Raw genomic sequence first — 17,774 nt, 5'->3', positions numbered from 1 at the left:
GAAGTGACGGAGGGAGGCCGCGGCCGCGGCTGTGAGAGTGATCACCTACGGTGGAGCGCACCGCGGATCGGACGGAGGACGGGTGCACATGGGGGACACAGGCGAGGCGGCCGAGCGCCCGGAGCCACCGCGGCCGCGGCGCGGGATCGTCGCGGTGCTCGCGGCGGTGTGCCTGGTGCTGGCCGGCGGGTGCGCCGTCCTGCTGTGGCAGTACCGAGCCGGGGCGGCCGAGGAGACCTCCCGGCAGCAGGCGCTGGAGGCGGCGAGGCAGACCGCGATGAACCTCGCGACCATCGATCACGAGCATGCCCGGCAGGACGTTGACCGGGTGCTCGCCGGCGCGACCGGTGACTTCCGGGACCAGTTTGCCGACAGCGCGGACTCGTTGGTGTCGGTGGTGGAGGACACCCGGGTCACGACGGTGGGCGAGCGCGCCGACGCGGCGGTCGAGTCGTGGGACGGCGACCACGGCACCGTCCTCGTTCAGGTCTCCTCGACGGTGACCAACCTGTCTGCTGCGCAGCCGCAGTCGCGGGTGTGGCGGCTGCGGATGACGATGGATCGCGTCGGTGACGGGTACCGGACGGCGACGCTGGAGTACGTCGCGTGAGGGGGCCCGGGTATCGGATCGTGTGGCTGCTCGCGGTGCTGGCGGTGGTGCTCGCGACGGTCGCGGTCCTGCTCGGCATTCGGCTGTACCGTGCGGACGAACGCGGCGCCGACGGTGCCCGCGCCGACGTCGCGCAGACCGCCGCCGAGGGAGCCGCGGCCCTGCTGACCTACACCCCAGACACCGTCGCGGCGAACCTGTATGCGGCGGCGCAGAGGCTGACCGGTGAGTTCCGGGACCGGTTCGGGCAGATGACGGACGCCGTGATCGCCCCCGCCGCGCGCGAGCAGGGAATCAGCACCAGCGCGACGGTCACGGGAACCGGGGTCGGGACGCTCACCGACGATCACGCGGACGCGCTGGTGTTCCTGAAACAGGTCACCACGACCGCGGCCGCACCGGATCCGGTGAGCGCGACGGTCGGTGCCCGGGTCGAATTGACCAAGGTCGACGGGGTATGGCTGATCTCGGACATGGAGGTCTCCTGAGATCGTGACACTTCTGGAACCTGTGTCTGTTTGGTATGACTGGTGGACGGCCGGAGACGGCCACGGACAACGTGTTGAAGGGTGAGGTCGCACATGGGTGTCGGACGAATCGTGATCGTCGGGGCCGGACTGGCAGGTCTGCGGACTGCGGAAGAGCTGCGCAGGGCCGGTCACACCGGTGACATCACCCTGGTCGGGGAGGAGGCGCACCTGCCGTACGACCGCCCGCCGCTGTCCAAGGACGTGGTTCGGGGGGAGAACGACGACGTCACCCTCAAGCCCGCCGAGTACTACGACGAGCTGAACGTCGAACTGCGGCTCGGCGCACGCGCGCGGTCGGTGAATCCTGCCGCGCGGTCGGTGTCGTTCGAGGATGGCACATCGCTCGACTACGACCACCTGGTGATCGCGACGGGGCTGACGCCGCGTCGCATTCCCGGCCTCCCGGAGCTGGACGGCGTCCATGTGCTGCGGACGCTGGACGACTCGCGGGCCCTGCGGGCCGATCTGGTCGCCGGTCGCACCGGTCTCGTCGTCGGCGCCGGCTTCATCGGTTGTGAGGTCGCCGCCAGCATGCGCGCCCGGGGACTCGACGTCGTGCTGGTCGAACCGCAGCCGACCCCGCTGGCGTCGGTGCTCGGGGAGCAGGTCGGTGCCCTGGTGGCCCGGCTGCACACCGATGAGGGTGTGGACGTGCGCACCGGGGTCGGACTGGAGTCGCTGCACGGGGACTCACGGGTGACCGGCGCGGTGCTGGGGGACGGTACCGAGGTGGCCGCGGACGTGGTGGTGGTCGGGATCGGCTCGAACCCGGTCACCGGTTGGCTCGACGACTCCGGGGTCGAGCTCGCCGACCGCGCTGCCGGGGGCGGTGTTCTCGCCGATGAGACCGGACGTACCAGCGACCCGAACGTGTGGGTCGTCGGTGACGTCGCCTCGTGGCGGCAGCCGGAAGGAGATCAGCGTCGGGTCGAGCACTGGAACAACGTCGGTGAGCAGGCGAAAGTGCTGGCCCACACGCTGGTGACCGGTGCCGCGCCGGAGGCTGCGCCGCAGGTGCCGTACTTCTGGAGCGACCAGTACAACATCAAGATCCAGGCCCTCGGCGAGCCGTCGGGAACCGACACCGTGCACATCGTCCGCGATGACGGCCGCAAGTTCCTCGCGTACTACGAGCGGGATGGCCAACTGGTCGCGGTCGTCGGCGGTGGACTGCCCGGTGCGGTGATGAAGATGCGGGCCAAGATCTCGGGCCGGGTGCCGATCGCGGAGGTGCTCGAGGCCGCCGCCGTCTGATCCGGCATTCACCCGACCGGAGGGGCTCGGACGGCTACCGTGAATCCATGGTGCACGGTCGGCGTGCCCTGCCGGAGCTGACGGAGCTGACCGCGACGCACTGGACCTCGGGTGCGTCCGGACGCCTGTCGGTGCAACGCTGCCTGCGCTGCCGCCGTTGGTCCTTCCCGCCCGCGCCCAGTTGCCGGCACTGCTGGGGCACCGACCTGCTGTTCGAGCCGGTTGCGGGAAAGGGCGTGCTGGTCTCGTGGGCGCGGGTCGTCGAGCCGGTCCGGCCCGCGCCCACCCCGCCCTACCTGGTCGGTGTCGTCGATCTGGTGGAGGGGGTGCGGCTGGTCCTCGGCGTGATCGGTGCGGGCCCCGATGCGCTGCGGGTCGACGCCCCGGTGCACCTGGTTTTCGAGCAGCTCGACGACCGGATCTGGTTGCCGCTCGCCGAGATCGAGGAAGCGGACCTGTTCGAGGACCGCATCGAGGCCGTGTCATGAGGTGCGTCGTCGTGAGGTGCACCGTCGTGAGGGATGCGTCGAGGCGGGGAACGTGGTGACCGGGGTCGCCGTGACCGGCGTCGGGCGTGCGCGGGTGGGACGGCCCGGGGTGCTCGCCGCGGCTGTCACGGCGGTCCGCTCCGCTCTCTCCGACGCCGGGATGCCCGGATCCGACATCGCGGGGCTGTTCACGTCCGGCCCTGACGCGGCCGAGGTCGCCGACGTGCTGGACATCGAACTGTCTTGGCGTGCACAGGAATCCGATCGATTCTCGGTCGGGGCCTCGCTGGTGCAGGCGGTCGAGGCGGTGACCGCGGGGCGCATCCGGAACCTCGTCTGCGTCGAGGCGTCCGCCGCCGAGCCCACCCGGCTGGCGAGGGCGGAATGGTTCGGACCCGGGGCGCCCGTCGCGGGGTGGGCGAGCTGGCACGCGCCGTACGGTGCGGACGGCGCCCTGGTCGGGGTCGCGCTCGCGGCCCGCGCCTACATCGAGCGGTACGGGCTGACCCGCACCGAGCTGGCGCAGGTCGCGCTCGTCGCGTCCGCCAACTCCGGCGGCGGACTGCGGCTGCGTGACTACCTGACCGCTCCGATGCTCGCGGACCCGCTGTGCGTGCACGACCGGGCCCGCTCGGTCGGGGGCGCGGCGGCAGTGGTGCTGACCGGGTCCGATCAAGCCGGGTCGGCGGAGGAGTGGGCGTCGGCGCCGATCGCGGTGGGCGGGGTCGGCGCCGCCTACGCGGCCAGCCCACTTCCGGAGCAGACCGCCACCCGCTCGGCCGGGGTGGCGGCCCGCGCCGGTGAGGAGCTGTGGTCGGGGACCCGTGCCACCCTCGCTGACGTGGACCTTCTCCTGCTCGGGGACGAATTCTCGTTCCCGGTGCTGTCGTGGCTCGAAGCGCTCGGCTGCTGTGACCAGGGCGCGGCGGGAGGTTTCGTCGCCACCGGTGCCGCGATCGCCCGGGACGGGGTGTTTCCGGTGAATCCGCACGGTGGCCATCTCGGGGTGGGACGGCGTCCCGACCTCGATCTCGTCGTCGAGGCCGTCACCCAGTTGCGCGGCGACGCGGGGGCCGCCCAGGTCCCCGGGACTCCGACTGTCGCGGTGGTCGGGCTCGGGGGGCTCACCGCGGCGGGATGTCTCCTGCTCCGGCGGTGACGCGGGCGCGGCGAGGAGGGTCTGGATGACACCCTCGCCGAGATCGGGACTACGTTGGTTCGGTGACCGTCGCGCTGATCGATTCCGGGCTGGGGCTGCTCCCCACGTCTGCGTGGCTGCGTCGGCTTCGGCCCGAGCTGGACCTGCTGCTCTCGTTGGATCCCGACGGGGCGCCGTGGGGTCCGAAGCCGTCGCAGTGGGTGATCGACCGGGTGCTCGCCGCCGCGGACCGTGCGATCGATCTGGGTGCCCAGGTCGTGGTGCTGCCCTGCAATACCGCGAGCGTCACCGCACTGGACGAGGTGCGCGCCCACTTGGGGGCGTCTGTCCCGGTGATCGGGACCGTTCCGGCGATCAAGCCCGCAGCGGCGGCCTCGCGGTCGGTGGCAATCTGGGCGACCGCCGCGACGACGGCGAGCAGCTACCAGGCCGGCCTGATCGCCCGGTTCGCGAACGGCAGCGACGTCGTCGGGGTCGCCTGCCACGGTCTGGCCGACGCGATCGACGCGGGAGACCCCGACCGGATCTCCGCCGCCATCGACGCGGCCGTGGCGAACACCCCGGCCGCCTGTGACGCGGTGGTCCTCGGGTGCACGCACTATCCGCTGGTCGCCGACGAGATCACCGCCCGGCTGCCGGACGGGGTCACGCTGTTCGACAGCGCCCCGGCGGTCGCCGCGCAGACGTTGCGCCGTATCGACGGCCTCGGACGCGACATCGGCGGCGGCGGCGCCGTGTCGGTGCTGCTCAGCGGGCGGCCCGGCCAATTGCCCGTGAGTGCGCACTCGTACCTGGCCGGTCGGGAGCTGCTCGCGCCTCCGGCGCCGGTGAGTCCTCGTGGCACCGACCTGGACCGGAACCGGTCACGGAGTCGACAGCGCACCTAAGCCGGCGGTGAGGACCCGGGCCACGGCGCGCAGGTCCTCGGCGCGCTCGCCCTGTCCGCGGAACCGGTCGATGTGGTTGGACGAGAACATCGCGGCCACCCACGCCGTCGCGCAGGAATCCAGGACGCGGGCGGGTGCGGTGAGCGGTGCACTCAACCGAAGCACCTCGACGGTGATGTCCTGCAGGTAGGCGCGCAGCGCCCGGAGATGGTCGCGTACGGCGGGGTGGGTGCCCGCCTCCCTCCAGACGATCTCGCGGATCGTGCGCCGGTCGCGCAGGTTGAGCGCGGTGTCGAGGTTGACGAGTGCGGCCGCCGGTTCACCTGTCACCGCCAGGCCGGTCACGTCGTCGATCGGGTCCGTGGGCAGGCGCTCGGAGATCAGTGTGGTGAGAATCGATTCCTTGGTGGGGAAGTAGTAGAAGATCAGGCCTTTCGGGACGCCGGCCCGGACCGCGATCGCGGCGGTCGGGGTGGCGTCGAAGCCCCGTGCGGCGATGAGTTCTTCGGCGGCATCGAGGATCCGCTTCCGGGTGTCACCGTCCACGCGCGCCGTTCGGCGCGGGCCGGACAATTCGAACACCTCCTCCGCCGGGGAGGCTCGTGGACCTCCCCGGTTCGGCTGTCGTGGTCAGTGATGCGGCGCCAAGCCGCCGCCGTGACCGATGTGCATGCGGGACCCTTCGGGGAGTGCTGCGACGGCGGTCAGCACGGTGAGGACCCCGCCGACCCAGGAGGTCCACGCGGCGCCCGTCATGTCGGCGTACCCGGTGACCCACGGTGCGATGAACATCAGGACGCCGAGCACGCCCATCGCCCAGACGACCATCTCGTTGGTGGGGGCCATCATGTTGACGAGGCCGGCGACGGCGACGAGGACACCGAGGACGATCATCGACCACCGGGCGGCGCTGTTCGTGTCGACCCAGATCGGTGAGAGCGCGACCACGGCGCCGATCACCACGGCGGCCCAGTCCTGCCATCGAGTCATAGCTGCGTTCATTTCCAGCCTCCTCTGCCGGAGTTGTCGCGTATGTCGGAGTTACCGCACATCTGTAGGTATAGACCTGATTGACCGGCCGATCAAGAGTGTCTGCGCAGGTGAACACCGTAGGGTCTTCGGACATGCACGAGGACGTGATGCGAGCTCTGGCCGAGGTCGCCGATGCAGACCAGGCCGCACAGTCGCGGCGGTTCTTCAAGACCGGGCCGGGGGAGTACGGCGAGGGCGACGTGTTTCTCGGGGTGCGCGTGCCCGCGACCAGGGCGGTGGTGAAGAGGTTCGCAGACCTCCCGCTGTCAGAGGTGAACGCGCTGCTCGACAGTCCGGTACACGAGCACCGGTTGGCCGGCCTGCTGATCGCCACCGGCCGGTTCGAACGGGCGAGTGCGGTGCGCGCCCGCGACGACGGACAGCGTGAGCGGATCGCGGACTTCTACCTGGATGCGGTACTCAGGGGCCGCGTGAACAACTGGGATCTCGTCGACGCCTCCGCGGAGCGGATCCTCGGCGGATGGTTGTACGACCGCCCGCGCGACCTGGTGTTCGAGCTCGGCGCGGACGAGGACCTGTGGCGGCGGCGGGTGGCGCTGCTGACCACGTTCGGGTTCATCCGGCGGGGCGACGCGTCCACGACGCTCGAGCTGGCGCCGCGGCTGCTCGGCGACCGCCGCGACCTCACGCAGAAGGCGCTGGGCTGGATGCTGCGTGAGGTCGGCAAGCGGGTCGGCCGGGGACTGCTGACGGACTTTCTGGACGCCAATGCCGCCGAGATGGGCGCCACCGCGCTGGCGTACGCCACCGAGCACCTCGACGGCGCCGACCGGGCCCGTTACCGGGCGATCAGAACTCGATCTCGAGCCGGTCGGTGACCGGGCGGGCCTGGCAGCCGAGGATGTAGCCGGCGGCGATGTCCTCGGGGTCGAGGATGTCGCTGTGCTCCATCTCGACCTCGCCCTTGAGCACGGTGCAGGCGCAGGAGCCGCACTCGCCCTCCTGGCAGGAGTAGGGCACGTCCAGTCCCTTGGCCAGCATGATGTCGACGAGGGTCTGCTTGCGAGGCCAGCTCATCTCGTGGGTCTCGCCGTCGAGGGTGACGGAGACGGTCGCCGCGTCGGCGGCCTCCTCCTCGGTGATCTCCTCGAGTTCGACGTCCTGGAACGGGTCGCCGGCCAGCGAGTTGAACACCTCGGCGTGGACCTGGTTGCGCGGCACCCCGGCCTCGGCGAGGGCCTTGTGCACGGTGTCCATGAACGGGCCGGGCCCGCACATGAACGATTCGAACCCGCCGAACGGTGCGGCGAGGGTGGCGAACTGGTCCGGCGTCGGCAGCCCCTGCAGCGACTCGAGCCAGTGCACCACGGTCAGCCGGGTCGGGTACTGGGCGGCGAGGTCGCGCAGTTCGTCGCGGAAGATGACCGAGGACTCGTCCCGGTTGGCGTAGATCAGGACGACCTTGCCGCTGCCCTGGCTCAGCGCCGACTTGAGGATCGAGATCACCGGGGTGATGCCGCTGCCCGCGCCCCAGAGCAGGAAGTCGTGGTCGAGCGACTTCGGGGTGAAGACGCCTGTCGGGGGCAGCACCTCGATGGTGTCGCCGACCTTGACGTTGTCGCACAGCCAGTTGGAGCCGTAGCCGTCGACCGTCCGCTTCACGGTGACCTTCGGGTCCCCGTCGACGAAGGGCGAGCTCGCCAGCGAGTAGCAGCGCGCGACGGAGCCGGTCCGGTCGCTGGGGATGCGCAGCGTGAGGAACTGGCCGGGCTTGTACTCGAACCGGCTGCGCAGCTCCTCCGGGACCGCGAACACCAGCGAGCGCGCGTCCGACGTCTCTTCCACGACGCCCGACACGGTGAGCACAACCGACCTGGAGCTGTGCGGCATGTCAACTGTGGTCATCGTGGTCGATCCTCTCGGGGCTCTGCGGGGTGCAGGGTGCATGTACAGGGTACTTCGGCGGGGACACATTCTGGAACGTGTTCTAGTTTTAAGGCTAGCAGACACCATCGAAGCAGCTGGATCGTAAATCGCGCCCCTCGGTTCCCGATAACCGGGACACCCTGGTGATCCCGCTGGACGGGATGCCTCGGATCAGGCCGATGTCCGGTGTTGGCGTTCGAGCTGAACCTGAAGTCCGGAGATCAGGGTGGAGACGCCGAACCGGTAGATGTCCCGGCCGTGGAGCTGATCGAGGTTCGTGGTCGCGCGGGCGACGACCTCGGGCAGGCCTGCCCGATCCGGGATCTTGGGGTCCTGCGTCGACACCCCGCTGCGGCCGTAGAGGTACGTGTGGATGGTCGCGTACGCGCAGAAGACGTTGCGGTCGGTGAAGCCTGCGTCGTACAGGATCTCCATCACCAGCGCGACCAGGTGACGCTGCGACCGCAGCATCTGCTCGAGCAGCACCTCGCCCAGGCCGGGGTACGTGGACAGGCGCTCGTCGATCTGGTCGATCAGTGCCCGCAGTCGCTCGGTCCAGTCCGGACCCGGGTCGGGAGCTGCGATGCCGTCGAGCGCGGCCGAGGCAACCAGGTCGAGCAGCTCGTCCTTGTCGGACACGTAGTAGTAGGGCGCCATCGCCGAGACCCCGAGCTCGCGGGACAGCCGGCGCATGGAGAGCTTTTCGAGCCCGTCCTGGTGGATCACGCGCAGGGCCGCCTCCACGATCTCCTGCTCGGACAGGTTGCCGTGTGTCGAGCCTGATGTCCGCGAATCGGTGCCGGCATTGCGGCCGGACGGCCGACCCAAGATCACGGACTTGTCCGTCATCGTGTGCCTCATGACGCTCGGCGGGCGAATGGTGTCGATCCCGAACCCAAGTCTAGGTCGATTCGGCAGGGATAGGACCAGGTCGGGTGAATTGGGTGTGGATCGGCAGTGCGGCGAGGCCGTCGGCGAGGGTGGCGGTGCCCGATCGCAGCAGGTCGGTCAGTTCGAGGCTCTCGTCGGTGAGCCACTGCTCGTAGGCGGCAAGCGCGACCCCGAGGACCATCCAGCCGACGGTGCGGGGCAGGTGGTCGGTCGTCCGAAGTCCGGTGCGGGCGGCCACGTACTCGGCGATCACCTCCCGCCAGCCTGTGTACATGACCATCGAGTACGCCTGCAGGGCGGGCGCGTTGAGGATGACCTCCATCCGCTTGCGGTGCATCGGCGCCACGTCGGCCGGGAAGTTGTTGAACTCGAGCAGCGCTCGCGTCAGGCCCTCGGCGAGTGGGATGTCGCCGGGGAGCGTCGCGAGGTGGTCGCGCATGTCCGACAGGTGGGTGTCGAAGTTGCCCCACGGCACCGCGTTCTTGGACGGGAAGTAGCGGAAGAACGTGCGCCGTGCGATGCCCGCGGCCTCCGCGATCTGGTCGACGCTGGTCTCTTCGTAGCCGTGCTCGGCGAACAGTGCGAGTGCGATGTTGCTGATGCGGTCCTGGGTGGTCGACGGCTTGCGACCGAGCCGACCCGTCCCTGACCTGCGGGTGCGCGTCAATTTCTCCTCCGGTCTTTCATTCTGCACTCGATGCCATTATTGTGGTGAGCCGAGTCACAGCGAACAAGTGCTGGACCGGAACAACCCTGACACAGGAGGCAAGTCGATGTCCGATACTCGCGAGTCCGCAGTCAACGAGACCGAGCTCGTTCAGGAGTCCCTCGTGGAAGAGGTCTCGATCGACGGCATGTGCGGCGTGTACTGATCGTGGATCTCGACTCCGGGTGGATGCTGCACCCGCAGGTGGCGCTTCGCCCCGAACCTTTCGGGGCGTTGCTCTACCACTTCGGCACCAGGAAGCTGTCGTTCCTGAAGAACGTGACCATCGTCGGCATCGTCAAGTCGTTGACCGACCACCCCGACGCCCGCAGCGCGATCCGGGCGGCGGGTGTCGAGGACTCCCGCATCGACATCTACGCACGCGCCCTGGCCACCCTGGCCGAGTCGAAGATGATCGTGCCGGCGGCCGCGAGCTCAGCGGCCTGACCCTCCCCACAGTGCGGGCCCGTGCGCGACATCGCGACGCCCGCACACCCCACACTTCTTTCGTCTGACGAGGACACCGCCCATGACATCGGTTCTGGAACCACCCACCACGGTGACGCCCCCCGCAGCGCTCGCCCCGACGTCGACGCCTCCCGCTGTCGGTCGTCTCGTCGACCAGTTCGAGCTCGGCCTCGACGCCCCGATCTGCCTGACCTGGGAGCTGACGTACGCGTGCAACCTGTCGTGCGTGCACTGCCTGTCCTCGTCAGGCAAGCGCGACCCGCGTGAGCTGTCGACCGAGCAGTGCAAGGCGATCATCGACGAGCTGCAGAAGATGCAGGTCTTCTACGTCAACATCGGCGGCGGCGAACCGACGGTCCGCTCCGACTTCTGGGAACTCGTCGACTACGCCACCGAGCACCAGGTGGGCGTCAAGTTCTCCACCAACGGCGTGAAGATAGACAAGAAGGTCGCCGCGCGCCTGGCCGCCTCCGACTACGTCGACGTGCAGATCTCCCTCGACGGCGCGACCGCGGAGGTCAACGACGCGGTCCGCGGCCCCGGCTCGTTCGCGATGGCGGTGCGGGCACTGGAGAACCTGGCCGAGGCCGGGTTCAAGGACGCGAAGATCTCCGTCGTCGTCACCCGCCAGAACGTGAGCCAGCTCGACGAGTTCAAGGCCCTCGCCGACAAGTACGGTGCGACGCTGCGCATCACCCGGCTGCGCCCGTCCGGGCGCGCCGTGGACGTCTGGGACGACCTGCACCCGACGCACGAGCAGCAGCGCGAGCTCTACGACTGGTTGGTCGCCAACGGTGAGGGCGTGCTGACCGGTGATTCGTTCTTCCACCTGTCCGCGTTCGGCGGTGCCGACGGCGCCGGCGCGCTGCCCGGGCTGAACCTGTGCGGTGCGGGACGGGTGGTGTGCCTGATCGACCCGATCGGCGACGTCTACGCGTGCCCGTTCGCGATCCACGATCAGTTCCTCGCCGGAAACATCGTGGCGGACGGCGGCTTTCAGCAGGTGTGGCAGCACTCGGACCTGTTCGAGGAGCTGCGCTCCCCGCAGACCGCGGGGGCGTGCACCTCGTGCAACTTCTTCGATTCGTGCCGCGGCGGCTGCATGGCCGCGAAGTTCTTCACCGGCCTGCCGATGGACGGCCCGGATCCCGAATGCGTGCAGGGCTATGGGCAGTCCGCGCTGGAGGGTGACCGGAGCGTCCCCCAGTCCAGCCAGGACCACTCGCGGACCGGCAAGCGCGCCGAGCGTCGCACCCCGGCCGCGCCGGTGCCGCTGACCCTGCTGACGCGGCCGCCGGCCAAGATCTGTGACGAAAACCCCCTCGCGGGCTTGAACTGACTACCCGCACAGCGGGTGTGAATAGAGGATTTCAATGGCAAAGAATGCGTGGTTCGAGACCGTTGCCGAGGCGCAGCGCCGGGCGAAGAAGCAACTGCCGAAGCCGGTGTACATGGCGCTGGTCGCCGGCTCCGAGAAGGGCGTGACCACCTCCGACAACATCGACGCGTTCGCCGAGCTCGGGTTCGCGCCGCACGTTGCGGGGCTGTCGGACAAGCGTGAGCTCGCCACCACCGTGATGGGACAGCCGCTGTCCTTCCCGGTGATGATCTCCCCGACCGGTGTGCAGGCTGTGCACCCCGACGGTGAGGTCGCCGTCGCCCGCGCGGCCGCCGCCCGCGGCATCGCGATGGGACTGAGCTCGTTCGCGAGCAAGTCCGTGGAGGAGGTAGTGGCGGCGAACCCGCAGACCTTCTTCCAGATGTACTGGGTCGGCACCCGCGACGAGCTGCTGCACCGGATGGAACGCGCGAAGAAGGCGGGCGCGACCGGGCTGATCATGACACTCGACTGGTCGTTCTCGATGGGCCGCGACTGGGGCTCCCCGGCGATCCCGGAGAAGATGGACTTCGCCGCCATGAAGGCGAACGCCCTGCAGGGCCTGCTGCACCCGAAATGGCTCTCGCAGTTCGTCCGTTCGGGCGCGATCCCCGACCTGACCACCCCGAACCTCGCCCCCGCCGATGGTGGCCCTGCGCCGACGTTCTTCGGTGCGTACGGCCAGTGGATGGGCACCCCGCTGCCCACCTGGGAGGACGTCGCATGGCTGCGTGAGCAGTGGGACGGCCCCTTCATGCTCAAGGGCGTCATGCGGGTCGACGACGCCAAGCGCGCCGTCGACGCAGGCTGCACCGCCATCTCCGTCTCCAACCACGGCGGCAACAACCTCGACGGCACCCCCGCCCCGATCCGGGCGCTGCCCGCGATCGCCGAGGCCGTCGGCGAGCAGCTCGAGGTCGTCCTCGACGGCGGCATCCGCCGCGGCTCCGACGTCGTCAAGGCTCTCGCCCTCGGCGCCCGCGCCGTCATGATCGGCCGCGCGTACCTGTGGGGCCTGGCCGCCAACGGTCAGGCCGGCGTCGAGAATGTTCTCGACATCCTGCGCGGCGGCGTCGACTCCGCCGTTCTCGGCCTGGGGCACTCGAACATCGCGGACCTGTCCCCGGCCGATCTGGTCATCCCCGACGGATTCCGCCGCGACCTCGGGATCTGATCCTGCACGACCTGCTGACCTCGAAGACCACCCTGGCCGGGCGCACCGCCCCGTCCCGGGTGGTCTTCGGGTCTCACGAGACGAATCTCGCTGTCGGCAGGTCGTTCTCGGCCCGGCACACCGACTACTACGCGGCCCGCGCTCGAGGGGGCTGCGGGGTGATCGTCACCGAGTGCGCCTCGGTGGTCCCCGACGACTGGCCGTACGAGCGGGCACCGCTGGCATCCGAGTGCCTGCCGGGATGGCGCGAGGTCGTGGCGGCGTGCCGCCCCTACGGGACGCTCGTGCTCGCCGGCCTCGGGCACCGTGGGATGCAGGGATCGAGCGCGTACTCGCAGTCGGTGCTGTGGGGACCGTCTCCGGTCGCGGACGTCGTGACCCGGGAGCTGCCCGCGGAGATGAGCAGTCGTGAGATCGACTCGGTCGTGACGGGTTTCGCCGACGCCGCCGCGCTCGCGGTGGCCGCCGACCTGGACGGCGTCGAGCTCGATGCGGGACCGACCGCACTGCTGCGCCAGTTCCTGTCCCCGCTGACCAACCTCCGCGCCGACGCATACGGCACCGACCGTGCTCGACTGCTGCGTGAGGCGCTCGCCGCCGTCCGCGCGGTGCTCGGCCCGGACCGGATCCTCGCCCTGCGACTCAGCTGCGACGAACTCGCGCCATGGGGCGGCATCACCCCCGACGCCGCGGCCGAACACGTTCACGCACTGGCAGATTCGATCGACCTGATCACCGTGGTCCGGGGTGGGCCGACAACCGCCACCCGCTACCGGCCGGACATGCACACCCCGCCGATGTTCAACGTGGAACTGGCGCGCCGCATCCGCGAGGTCACTGCGGTGCCGGTCGTCCTGCAGGGCAGCGTGATCGACGCCCCGGCCGCGCAGCGCGCTCTCGACGACGGCGTCGCCGACCTGGTCGAGATGACCCGTGCGCAGATCGCCGACCCGGATCTCGTCTCCACGGTGCGCGCCGGTCGCACACCCCGCCCGTGTGTGCTGTGCAACCAGACCTGCCTGGTGTGCGATCCGCGCAATCCGGTCGTCACCTGTGTCGGCAACCCGAACCCGGCCGAAGTGCACCTTCACGCTGCTGGACCGGACGAAGGTGTCCTTCGGCCGGGGGTGGCGGCCATCGTCGCGCCGCGGGACGTGCTGGTGGTCGGTGGGGGTCCGGCGGGCCTCGAGGCGGCGCGGGTCCTCGCCGCCGCCGGACATCGGGTCCGGCTCGCCGAGCGTGAATCCCGGCTGGGTGGCATGGTCGCGCGCATCGCGGTGGGCGACCGGGAACGACTGTCGGCGTTGACGGACTGGCTCGCCGACGAGTGCAGGCGCCTCGGCGTCCGTTTCGACGTGGGTCGGGAAGTGGATGCGCCGGAGATCGCGGCCGCGGGTGCGGTCGTACTCGCGACCGGCAGTGTCGCCGCGCCGTGGCCGGTCCCCGGGAACGGGAGCGTGCCCATCTGCACCGCCCCCGACGTGCTGGAGGGGACGCGGCCGATCCCCGATGTCACGGACGGAGTCCTGGTCTGGGACCCGATCGGCGGACCGGTCGGAGTGGCGGTGGCCGAACTGCTGGCGGCACGGGGCGGGAGGGTCGGCGTGGTGACTCCGGATCCGGTGGTGGGTACCGAGTTGGGGCGCACCGGCGACCTCGCCGAAGCCAACGGACGTCTCCACCGTGCCGGCGTCCACCGGCACCTGCGCTCCCGGATCGTCGGGATCGACGGTGGCCGGGTCGAACTCGAACACGCACACACGGGGGAGCGGACGACGATCGCTGCCGTCGCCGTGGTCGACTGCGGTCACCGACTCCCGGACGATGCGCTGGTGCGGAGCGCCGAGTCGCGCGTGGCGGGCGGCGGGACGCCGGGTGCCGGGTGGGTGGCCGCCGGAGACTGCGTGGCGCCCCGCACCGTCGCCGAGGCCGTCCGCGAGGGGCGGGCAGCGGCCCTTGATCTCGTCGCTCGGTGGGCGCCGTGACGTATCCGACGCTGCTGTCGCCGCTCACGATCGGGCCTCGGACGGTGCGGAACCGTGTCGTGTTCACCGCGCACCTGACGAACGCCGCCGTCGACGGACTGCCCACCGAGCAGCACGCCGCCTACTACGCGGCCCGTGCGCAGGGCGGTGCGGGGCTGATCATCACCGAGGAACACTGCGTCCACCCGACGGACTGGCCGTACGAAAAGGTGATCCACGGCCACCGGCCCGAGGTGGTGCCGGGGTACCGGAGAATCACCGACGCGGTACATGCGCACGGCTCGGTGATCCTCGCGCAGCTCAACCACAACGGCGGCCAGGGTTCCGGCATGTACTCCCGTCGGCCGCTGTGGGCGCCGAGCCCGATCCCCGATGCGCTGTTCCGGGAGGTGCCGCGGGCCGTGGACGCCGCCGACATCGCAGAACTCGTCGCGAGCTTCGCGCGCGTGGCAACGCACTGCCGGGCGGGGGGATTCGACGGGGTCGAGATCCAGGCGTCGCAGTCGTCGATCCTGCGGGCATTCCTGTCCCCACAGGCGAACCGGCGCACCGACGACTACGGCGGGGCCCTCGCCGGTCGGGCCAGGCTGCTGCTCGAGGTGATCGCCGCCGTGCGGTCCGCGCTCGGGCCCGACCTGGTGCTGGGGGTCCGCCTGACCGGAGAGGAGTCGATCTCCAACGGGATCCACCTCGACGAGGCGGTCGCGGTCGCCCGCATGATCGAGGCGACCGGCCACGTCGACTACCTCAACACCTCGATCGGGATGGCCACCGAGACACTGCACCTGATCGAGGGCTCGATGGCCGTGCCCCGGGGCTACGCACTGTTCATTCCCAACGCGATTCGCGAGGCGGTGTTCCTCCCGGTGGTCGGCGTCGGGCGGTTCACCGGACCCGGACAGGCGGAAGAGGCACTCGCCGAGGGGCACTGCGATCTGGTCGGGGTGGTCCGCGGGCAGATCGCGGACCCCGACTTCGCCGCCAAGGCCGCCGCCGGTCACGCCGACGACATCCGCACCTGCCTGGGCTGCAACCAGGAGTGCATAGGGCGGGTCGGACTGAACCGGTGGCTCGGGTGCGTCGAAAATCCGTCCGCGGGGCGGGAATCGGTGCCGCTCCCGATGCCGCGACGGCGCGGCCGGGATGTCGTCGTCGTCGGCGGGGGCCCGGCCGGACTGCAGGCCGCGGCGACCGCCGCGCAGCGGGGTCACACGGTGACCCTGTACGAACGGTCCGAGCAGCTCGGGGGTCAGGTGTGCACCGCCGCCCTGGCCGCGGGCCGCGGTGAGTTCGGGGAGTTGGCCGCTAATCTCGAGCGTGAGTGCAGGCGGTCCGGCGTCTCGGTGCACACGGGTGTCGACGTCGACGCGGACCTCGTACGCCGGCTGCGGCCCGACGCGGTGATCGTCGCGACCGGGGCGCGGCCGTCGCGTCCGGCGTGGGCGGGCGACAGCGTCCGCGTGGTCGACGTGCGCGACGTCCTCGAGGGGGACGCCTTTCCGATGGGGCGGGTTCTGGTGTTCGACGAGTTGGGATTTCATCAGGGCACCTCCGTCGCGGAGACTCTCGCCGCCAAGGGCGCTGCGGTCACGATCGCGACCCCCGCGATGGTCGTCGGACAGGACCTGGGGCTCACCCTCGACATGGAGGGCTGGCAGCGGCGCGCACACGCGTCCGGCATCACCGAATGGACCGATGTGGTGCCGACAGCGGTCACCGACACGGGATCCGCTGTGCTGGTACACCTACTGCACCATCCCACGGGGGCAGTCCAGGAGCGCGAGTTCGATGCCGTCGTCTGCTCGGTGCATCAACGGTCTGTGGACGGATTGTGGAAGGAACTGTCCGGCAGTGCATTCGAAATACACCGAATCGGCGATGCGCTGTCGCCCCGGCGTGCGAACTCGGCGGTGACCGAGGGGCATCGTGTCGCCACCTCCCTGTGACCGCCGCGCCGTTCGGGAACCGCGGGCAGGTGTCAGATGCCGGTTTCGAGGTCGCCGGGCAGCAGGAGCTGCGGCGCCTGCGTGAACGTCCAGGCGTCGTCGGTGCGGGTGAGCACCCACACCAGGTCGTAGCGGTCCTCCGGCCACGGGTCGGGAATGTCGGCGTCGACGTCGCCGAGTGCGGCGACGATGTCGGGAAGGTACTCGCGTTGCCACGACACCAGTACCGGTCCCGGGGTGCGGCGAAGTCTCTTGGCCAGTGCCTTGACGTCGGCGCGGCGGTGCTCGGTGTCGACGTCGAGACCGAGGCGGGCGGCGAGTGGCGTCAGGGTTTGTAGTGAGCGTCTGCTGCCGCCCTTGCGGCTCGGGGTGGAGGCGAACAGCGCGCGCGGCCGGGCGAGCGGGCCCGCCGGTTCGCCGTGGTTCGGCGCGAACAGCCCGGCCAGCGCGGTGGCGCGGCGCCAGCCGGCCTCGGTCAGTGACTCGTCGCAACGGTAGCCGTCGTCGTCGACGCCGTACGGAGGTCCGCTCTCGGGTGGGCGTTCGGCGTGCCGGATGAGCATGATCACCGTGGTGACGGTCTCCGCGTTCTCGGCCATGGGCCCATTCTCGCGCTGCTGGTCATCGACGTGCCGTAACCGGTCACCGCGGCGTGGCCGAGCCTCGCTGCAGCAGACCCCAACTGAACTGCGCCTCGCATGCGGTGCCGTCCGCCACGGTGAACTCGGCGGTGGCGTGGCTGGGCACCTGACCGGCGGACATCCGGAAGCGCACGGGTGCGGCGGCGCGCTCGACATCGTCGATGGTCACCATCCACGGGCGCAGGTCGGCGAGGCCGGTGATCGCCGGCGCTTCGGCGTCGGCGGCGCGGGCCAGTCGCTCGTCGATCACCTCGCCTCCGGGACCGAAGGTGACCTGGAACTGCAGGCCCGGCCACAGCGGCGTGTCCCAGCATTCGACGGCCAGGGTCGTGCCGAGGGAAGTGGGGCGCTCGCTGGTCGTGTCGGGTCGGCCGAGGGCCAGCCGGTATCGGCCGATGCCGTCGGGGAAGTTGCTGCGGAGGCCGCGCTGCCACTGGGCGTGGGCGGCTCGGGCATCGGTCCCGCTCTTGCCGAGGGTCTTCAGGGCCGCGTCGACCAGCGACGGTTGGTGGTCGTCCATTCGGCGAAGCAGCATCAGCTCGAGGTTGACCACGCCAAATCCCTTGAGCGGCATTCGGTCCAGAGTCATCGGTCCTCCTCGGGGTCGACCGGGGTGAGACCGACAGTAGCAATCCCGGACGTGTGATCCCCGTTAATGGCCAGTTCCTCTGCAGGCGGCGGGTGCCGGTCGGCCAGACGATGAACCGGGTTGGCAGATCCGACTTTTGGATGGAATGA

20 protein-coding genes are annotated in these 17,774 nt (G+C 70.3%); 13 read left to right on the top strand and 7 right to left on the bottom strand.

The features are described from left to right. Positions 1 to 88 precede the first annotated feature (88 nt). The 6 genes from ACWEPG_RS09420 to ACWEPG_RS09395 all read left to right on the top strand — a co-directional run bounded on the left by ACWEPG_RS09420 (position 89) and on the right by ACWEPG_RS09395 (position 4,928). Positions 89 to 610 (top strand): hypothetical protein, encoded by a 522-nt coding sequence (locus ACWEPG_RS09420; protein WP_450114481.1) that lies wholly within the window; start codon positions 89 to 91, stop codon positions 608 to 610. Next, complete coding sequence (locus ACWEPG_RS09415; RefSeq protein ID WP_450114482.1) at positions 607 to 1,098, top strand: twin-arginine translocation pathway signal; 492 nt, start codon at positions 607 to 609, stop codon at positions 1,096 to 1,098. Before ACWEPG_RS09420 ends, ACWEPG_RS09415 begins: the two co-directional genes overlap by 4 nt. Positions 1,099 to 1,191: 93 nt before the next feature. Then, positions 1,192 to 2,394, top strand: coding sequence for an NAD(P)/FAD-dependent oxidoreductase (locus ACWEPG_RS09410; RefSeq protein WP_450114483.1), 1,203 nt, complete (start codon positions 1,192 to 1,194; stop codon positions 2,392 to 2,394). 47 nt (positions 2,395 to 2,441) lie between these two features. Next, positions 2,442 to 2,882 carry a Zn-ribbon domain-containing OB-fold protein gene (locus ACWEPG_RS09405; protein ID WP_450114484.1) on the top strand — a complete coding sequence of 147 codons (441 nt, stop codon included), beginning with the start codon at positions 2,442 to 2,444 and terminating at the stop codon, positions 2,880 to 2,882. A gap of 55 nt (positions 2,883 to 2,937) precedes the next feature. Continuing rightward, positions 2,938 to 4,041: a thiolase C-terminal domain-containing protein gene (locus ACWEPG_RS09400; protein WP_452594305.1), complete on the top strand. Its 1,104-nt coding sequence runs from the start codon at positions 2,938 to 2,940 to the stop codon at positions 4,039 to 4,041. A gap of 62 nt (positions 4,042 to 4,103) precedes the next feature. After that, the gene (locus ACWEPG_RS09395) at positions 4,104 to 4,928 is read left to right on the top strand and encodes a glutamate racemase (protein ID WP_450114486.1); all 825 of its coding nucleotides are present in this window, start codon (positions 4,104 to 4,106) and stop codon (positions 4,926 to 4,928) included. On the opposite strand, the gene ACWEPG_RS09390 is transcribed toward ACWEPG_RS09395, so the two are convergent. Both ACWEPG_RS09390 and ACWEPG_RS09385 read right to left on the bottom strand, forming a co-directional pair. After that, on the bottom strand, positions 4,905 to 5,510 hold the full coding sequence (locus tag ACWEPG_RS09390; protein WP_450114487.1) for a TetR/AcrR family transcriptional regulator: 606 nt from the start codon (positions 5,508 to 5,510) through the stop codon (positions 4,905 to 4,907). The genes ACWEPG_RS09395 and ACWEPG_RS09390 overlap by 24 nt on opposite strands. A gap of 48 nt (positions 5,511 to 5,558) precedes the next feature. Then, positions 5,559 to 5,930 (bottom strand): SPW repeat protein, encoded by a 372-nt coding sequence (locus tag ACWEPG_RS09385; RefSeq protein WP_450114488.1) that lies wholly within the window; start codon positions 5,928 to 5,930, stop codon positions 5,559 to 5,561. Between the two features lie 122 nt (positions 5,931 to 6,052). Here ACWEPG_RS09385 and ACWEPG_RS09380 point away from each other — a divergent pair, with 122 nt between their 5' ends. Continuing rightward, on the top strand, positions 6,053 to 6,799 hold the full coding sequence (locus tag ACWEPG_RS09380) for a DNA alkylation repair protein (protein WP_450114489.1): 747 nt from the start codon (positions 6,053 to 6,055) through the stop codon (positions 6,797 to 6,799). Here ACWEPG_RS09380 and ACWEPG_RS09375 read toward each other — a convergent pair. The 3 genes from ACWEPG_RS09375 to mftR all read right to left on the bottom strand — a co-directional run bounded on the left by ACWEPG_RS09375 (position 6,771) and on the right by mftR (position 9,405). Continuing rightward, positions 6,771 to 7,826, bottom strand: a complete 1,056-nt coding sequence (locus tag ACWEPG_RS09375) for a 2Fe-2S iron-sulfur cluster-binding protein (RefSeq protein ID WP_450114490.1) — start codon at positions 7,824 to 7,826, stop codon at positions 6,771 to 6,773. The two genes, ACWEPG_RS09380 and ACWEPG_RS09375, sit on opposite strands and share 29 nt — an antisense overlap. A gap of 192 nt (positions 7,827 to 8,018) precedes the next feature. Then, the gene (gene mftR2 / locus ACWEPG_RS09370) at positions 8,019 to 8,696 is read right to left on the bottom strand and encodes a mycofactocin system transcriptional regulator MftR2 (RefSeq protein ID WP_450114491.1); all 678 of its coding nucleotides are present in this window, start codon (positions 8,694 to 8,696) and stop codon (positions 8,019 to 8,021) included. A 52-nt stretch (positions 8,697 to 8,748) separates the two neighbouring features. Further along, a complete protein-coding gene (mftR, locus tag ACWEPG_RS09365; RefSeq protein WP_450114492.1) occupies positions 8,749 to 9,405 on the bottom strand; it encodes a mycofactocin system transcriptional regulator in 657 nt (218 codons plus the stop codon). Between the two features lie 106 nt (positions 9,406 to 9,511). Here mftR and mftA point away from each other — a divergent pair, with 106 nt between their 5' ends. The 6 genes from mftA (at position 9,512) to ACWEPG_RS09335 (ending at position 16,395) form a co-directional block, all read left to right on the top strand. Then, entirely contained in the window at positions 9,512 to 9,610 is a 99-nt protein-coding gene (gene mftA / locus ACWEPG_RS09360; RefSeq protein WP_450114493.1) for a mycofactocin precursor MftA, read from the top strand. Next, on the top strand, positions 9,595 to 9,891 hold the full coding sequence (gene mftB / locus ACWEPG_RS09355) for a mycofactocin biosynthesis chaperone MftB (protein ID WP_450114494.1): 297 nt from the start codon (positions 9,595 to 9,597) through the stop codon (positions 9,889 to 9,891). Before mftA ends, mftB begins: the two co-directional genes overlap by 16 nt. Positions 9,892 to 9,973: 82 nt before the next feature. Next, positions 9,974 to 11,251: a mycofactocin radical SAM maturase gene (gene mftC / locus ACWEPG_RS09350; protein ID WP_452594304.1), complete on the top strand. Its 1,278-nt coding sequence runs from the start codon at positions 9,974 to 9,976 to the stop codon at positions 11,249 to 11,251. Between the two features lie 34 nt (positions 11,252 to 11,285). After that, complete coding sequence (gene mftD / locus ACWEPG_RS09345) at positions 11,286 to 12,464, top strand: pre-mycofactocin synthase MftD (protein WP_450114496.1); 1,179 nt, start codon at positions 11,286 to 11,288, stop codon at positions 12,462 to 12,464. Between the two features lie 2 nt (positions 12,465 to 12,466). Continuing rightward, positions 12,467 to 14,449 carry a mycofactocin system FadH/OYE family oxidoreductase 1 gene (locus tag ACWEPG_RS09340; protein WP_452594366.1) on the top strand — a complete coding sequence of 661 codons (1,983 nt, stop codon included), beginning with the start codon at positions 12,467 to 12,469 and terminating at the stop codon, positions 14,447 to 14,449. After that, the gene (locus ACWEPG_RS09335; RefSeq protein ID WP_450114497.1) at positions 14,446 to 16,395 is read left to right on the top strand and encodes a mycofactocin system FadH/OYE family oxidoreductase 2; all 1,950 of its coding nucleotides are present in this window, start codon (positions 14,446 to 14,448) and stop codon (positions 16,393 to 16,395) included. Before ACWEPG_RS09340 ends, ACWEPG_RS09335 begins: the two co-directional genes overlap by 4 nt. A gap of 32 nt (positions 16,396 to 16,427) precedes the next feature. Here the strand turns inward: ACWEPG_RS09335 and ACWEPG_RS09330 are convergent, their stop codons facing one another. Next, positions 16,428 to 16,994 (bottom strand): hypothetical protein, encoded by a 567-nt coding sequence (locus tag ACWEPG_RS09330; protein ID WP_450114498.1) that lies wholly within the window; start codon positions 16,992 to 16,994, stop codon positions 16,428 to 16,430. 43 nt (positions 16,995 to 17,037) lie between these two features. Continuing rightward, on the bottom strand, positions 17,038 to 17,625 hold the full coding sequence (locus tag ACWEPG_RS09325; RefSeq protein ID WP_450114499.1) for a hypothetical protein: 588 nt from the start codon (positions 17,623 to 17,625) through the stop codon (positions 17,038 to 17,040). Positions 17,626 to 17,774: the final 149 nt, after the last annotated feature.

Source organism: Rhodococcus sp. NPDC004095, from assembly GCF_053604015.1.
The sequence above is the reverse complement of the archived record's forward strand: the minus strand, read 5'-3'. Positions and strand labels throughout refer to the sequence as shown.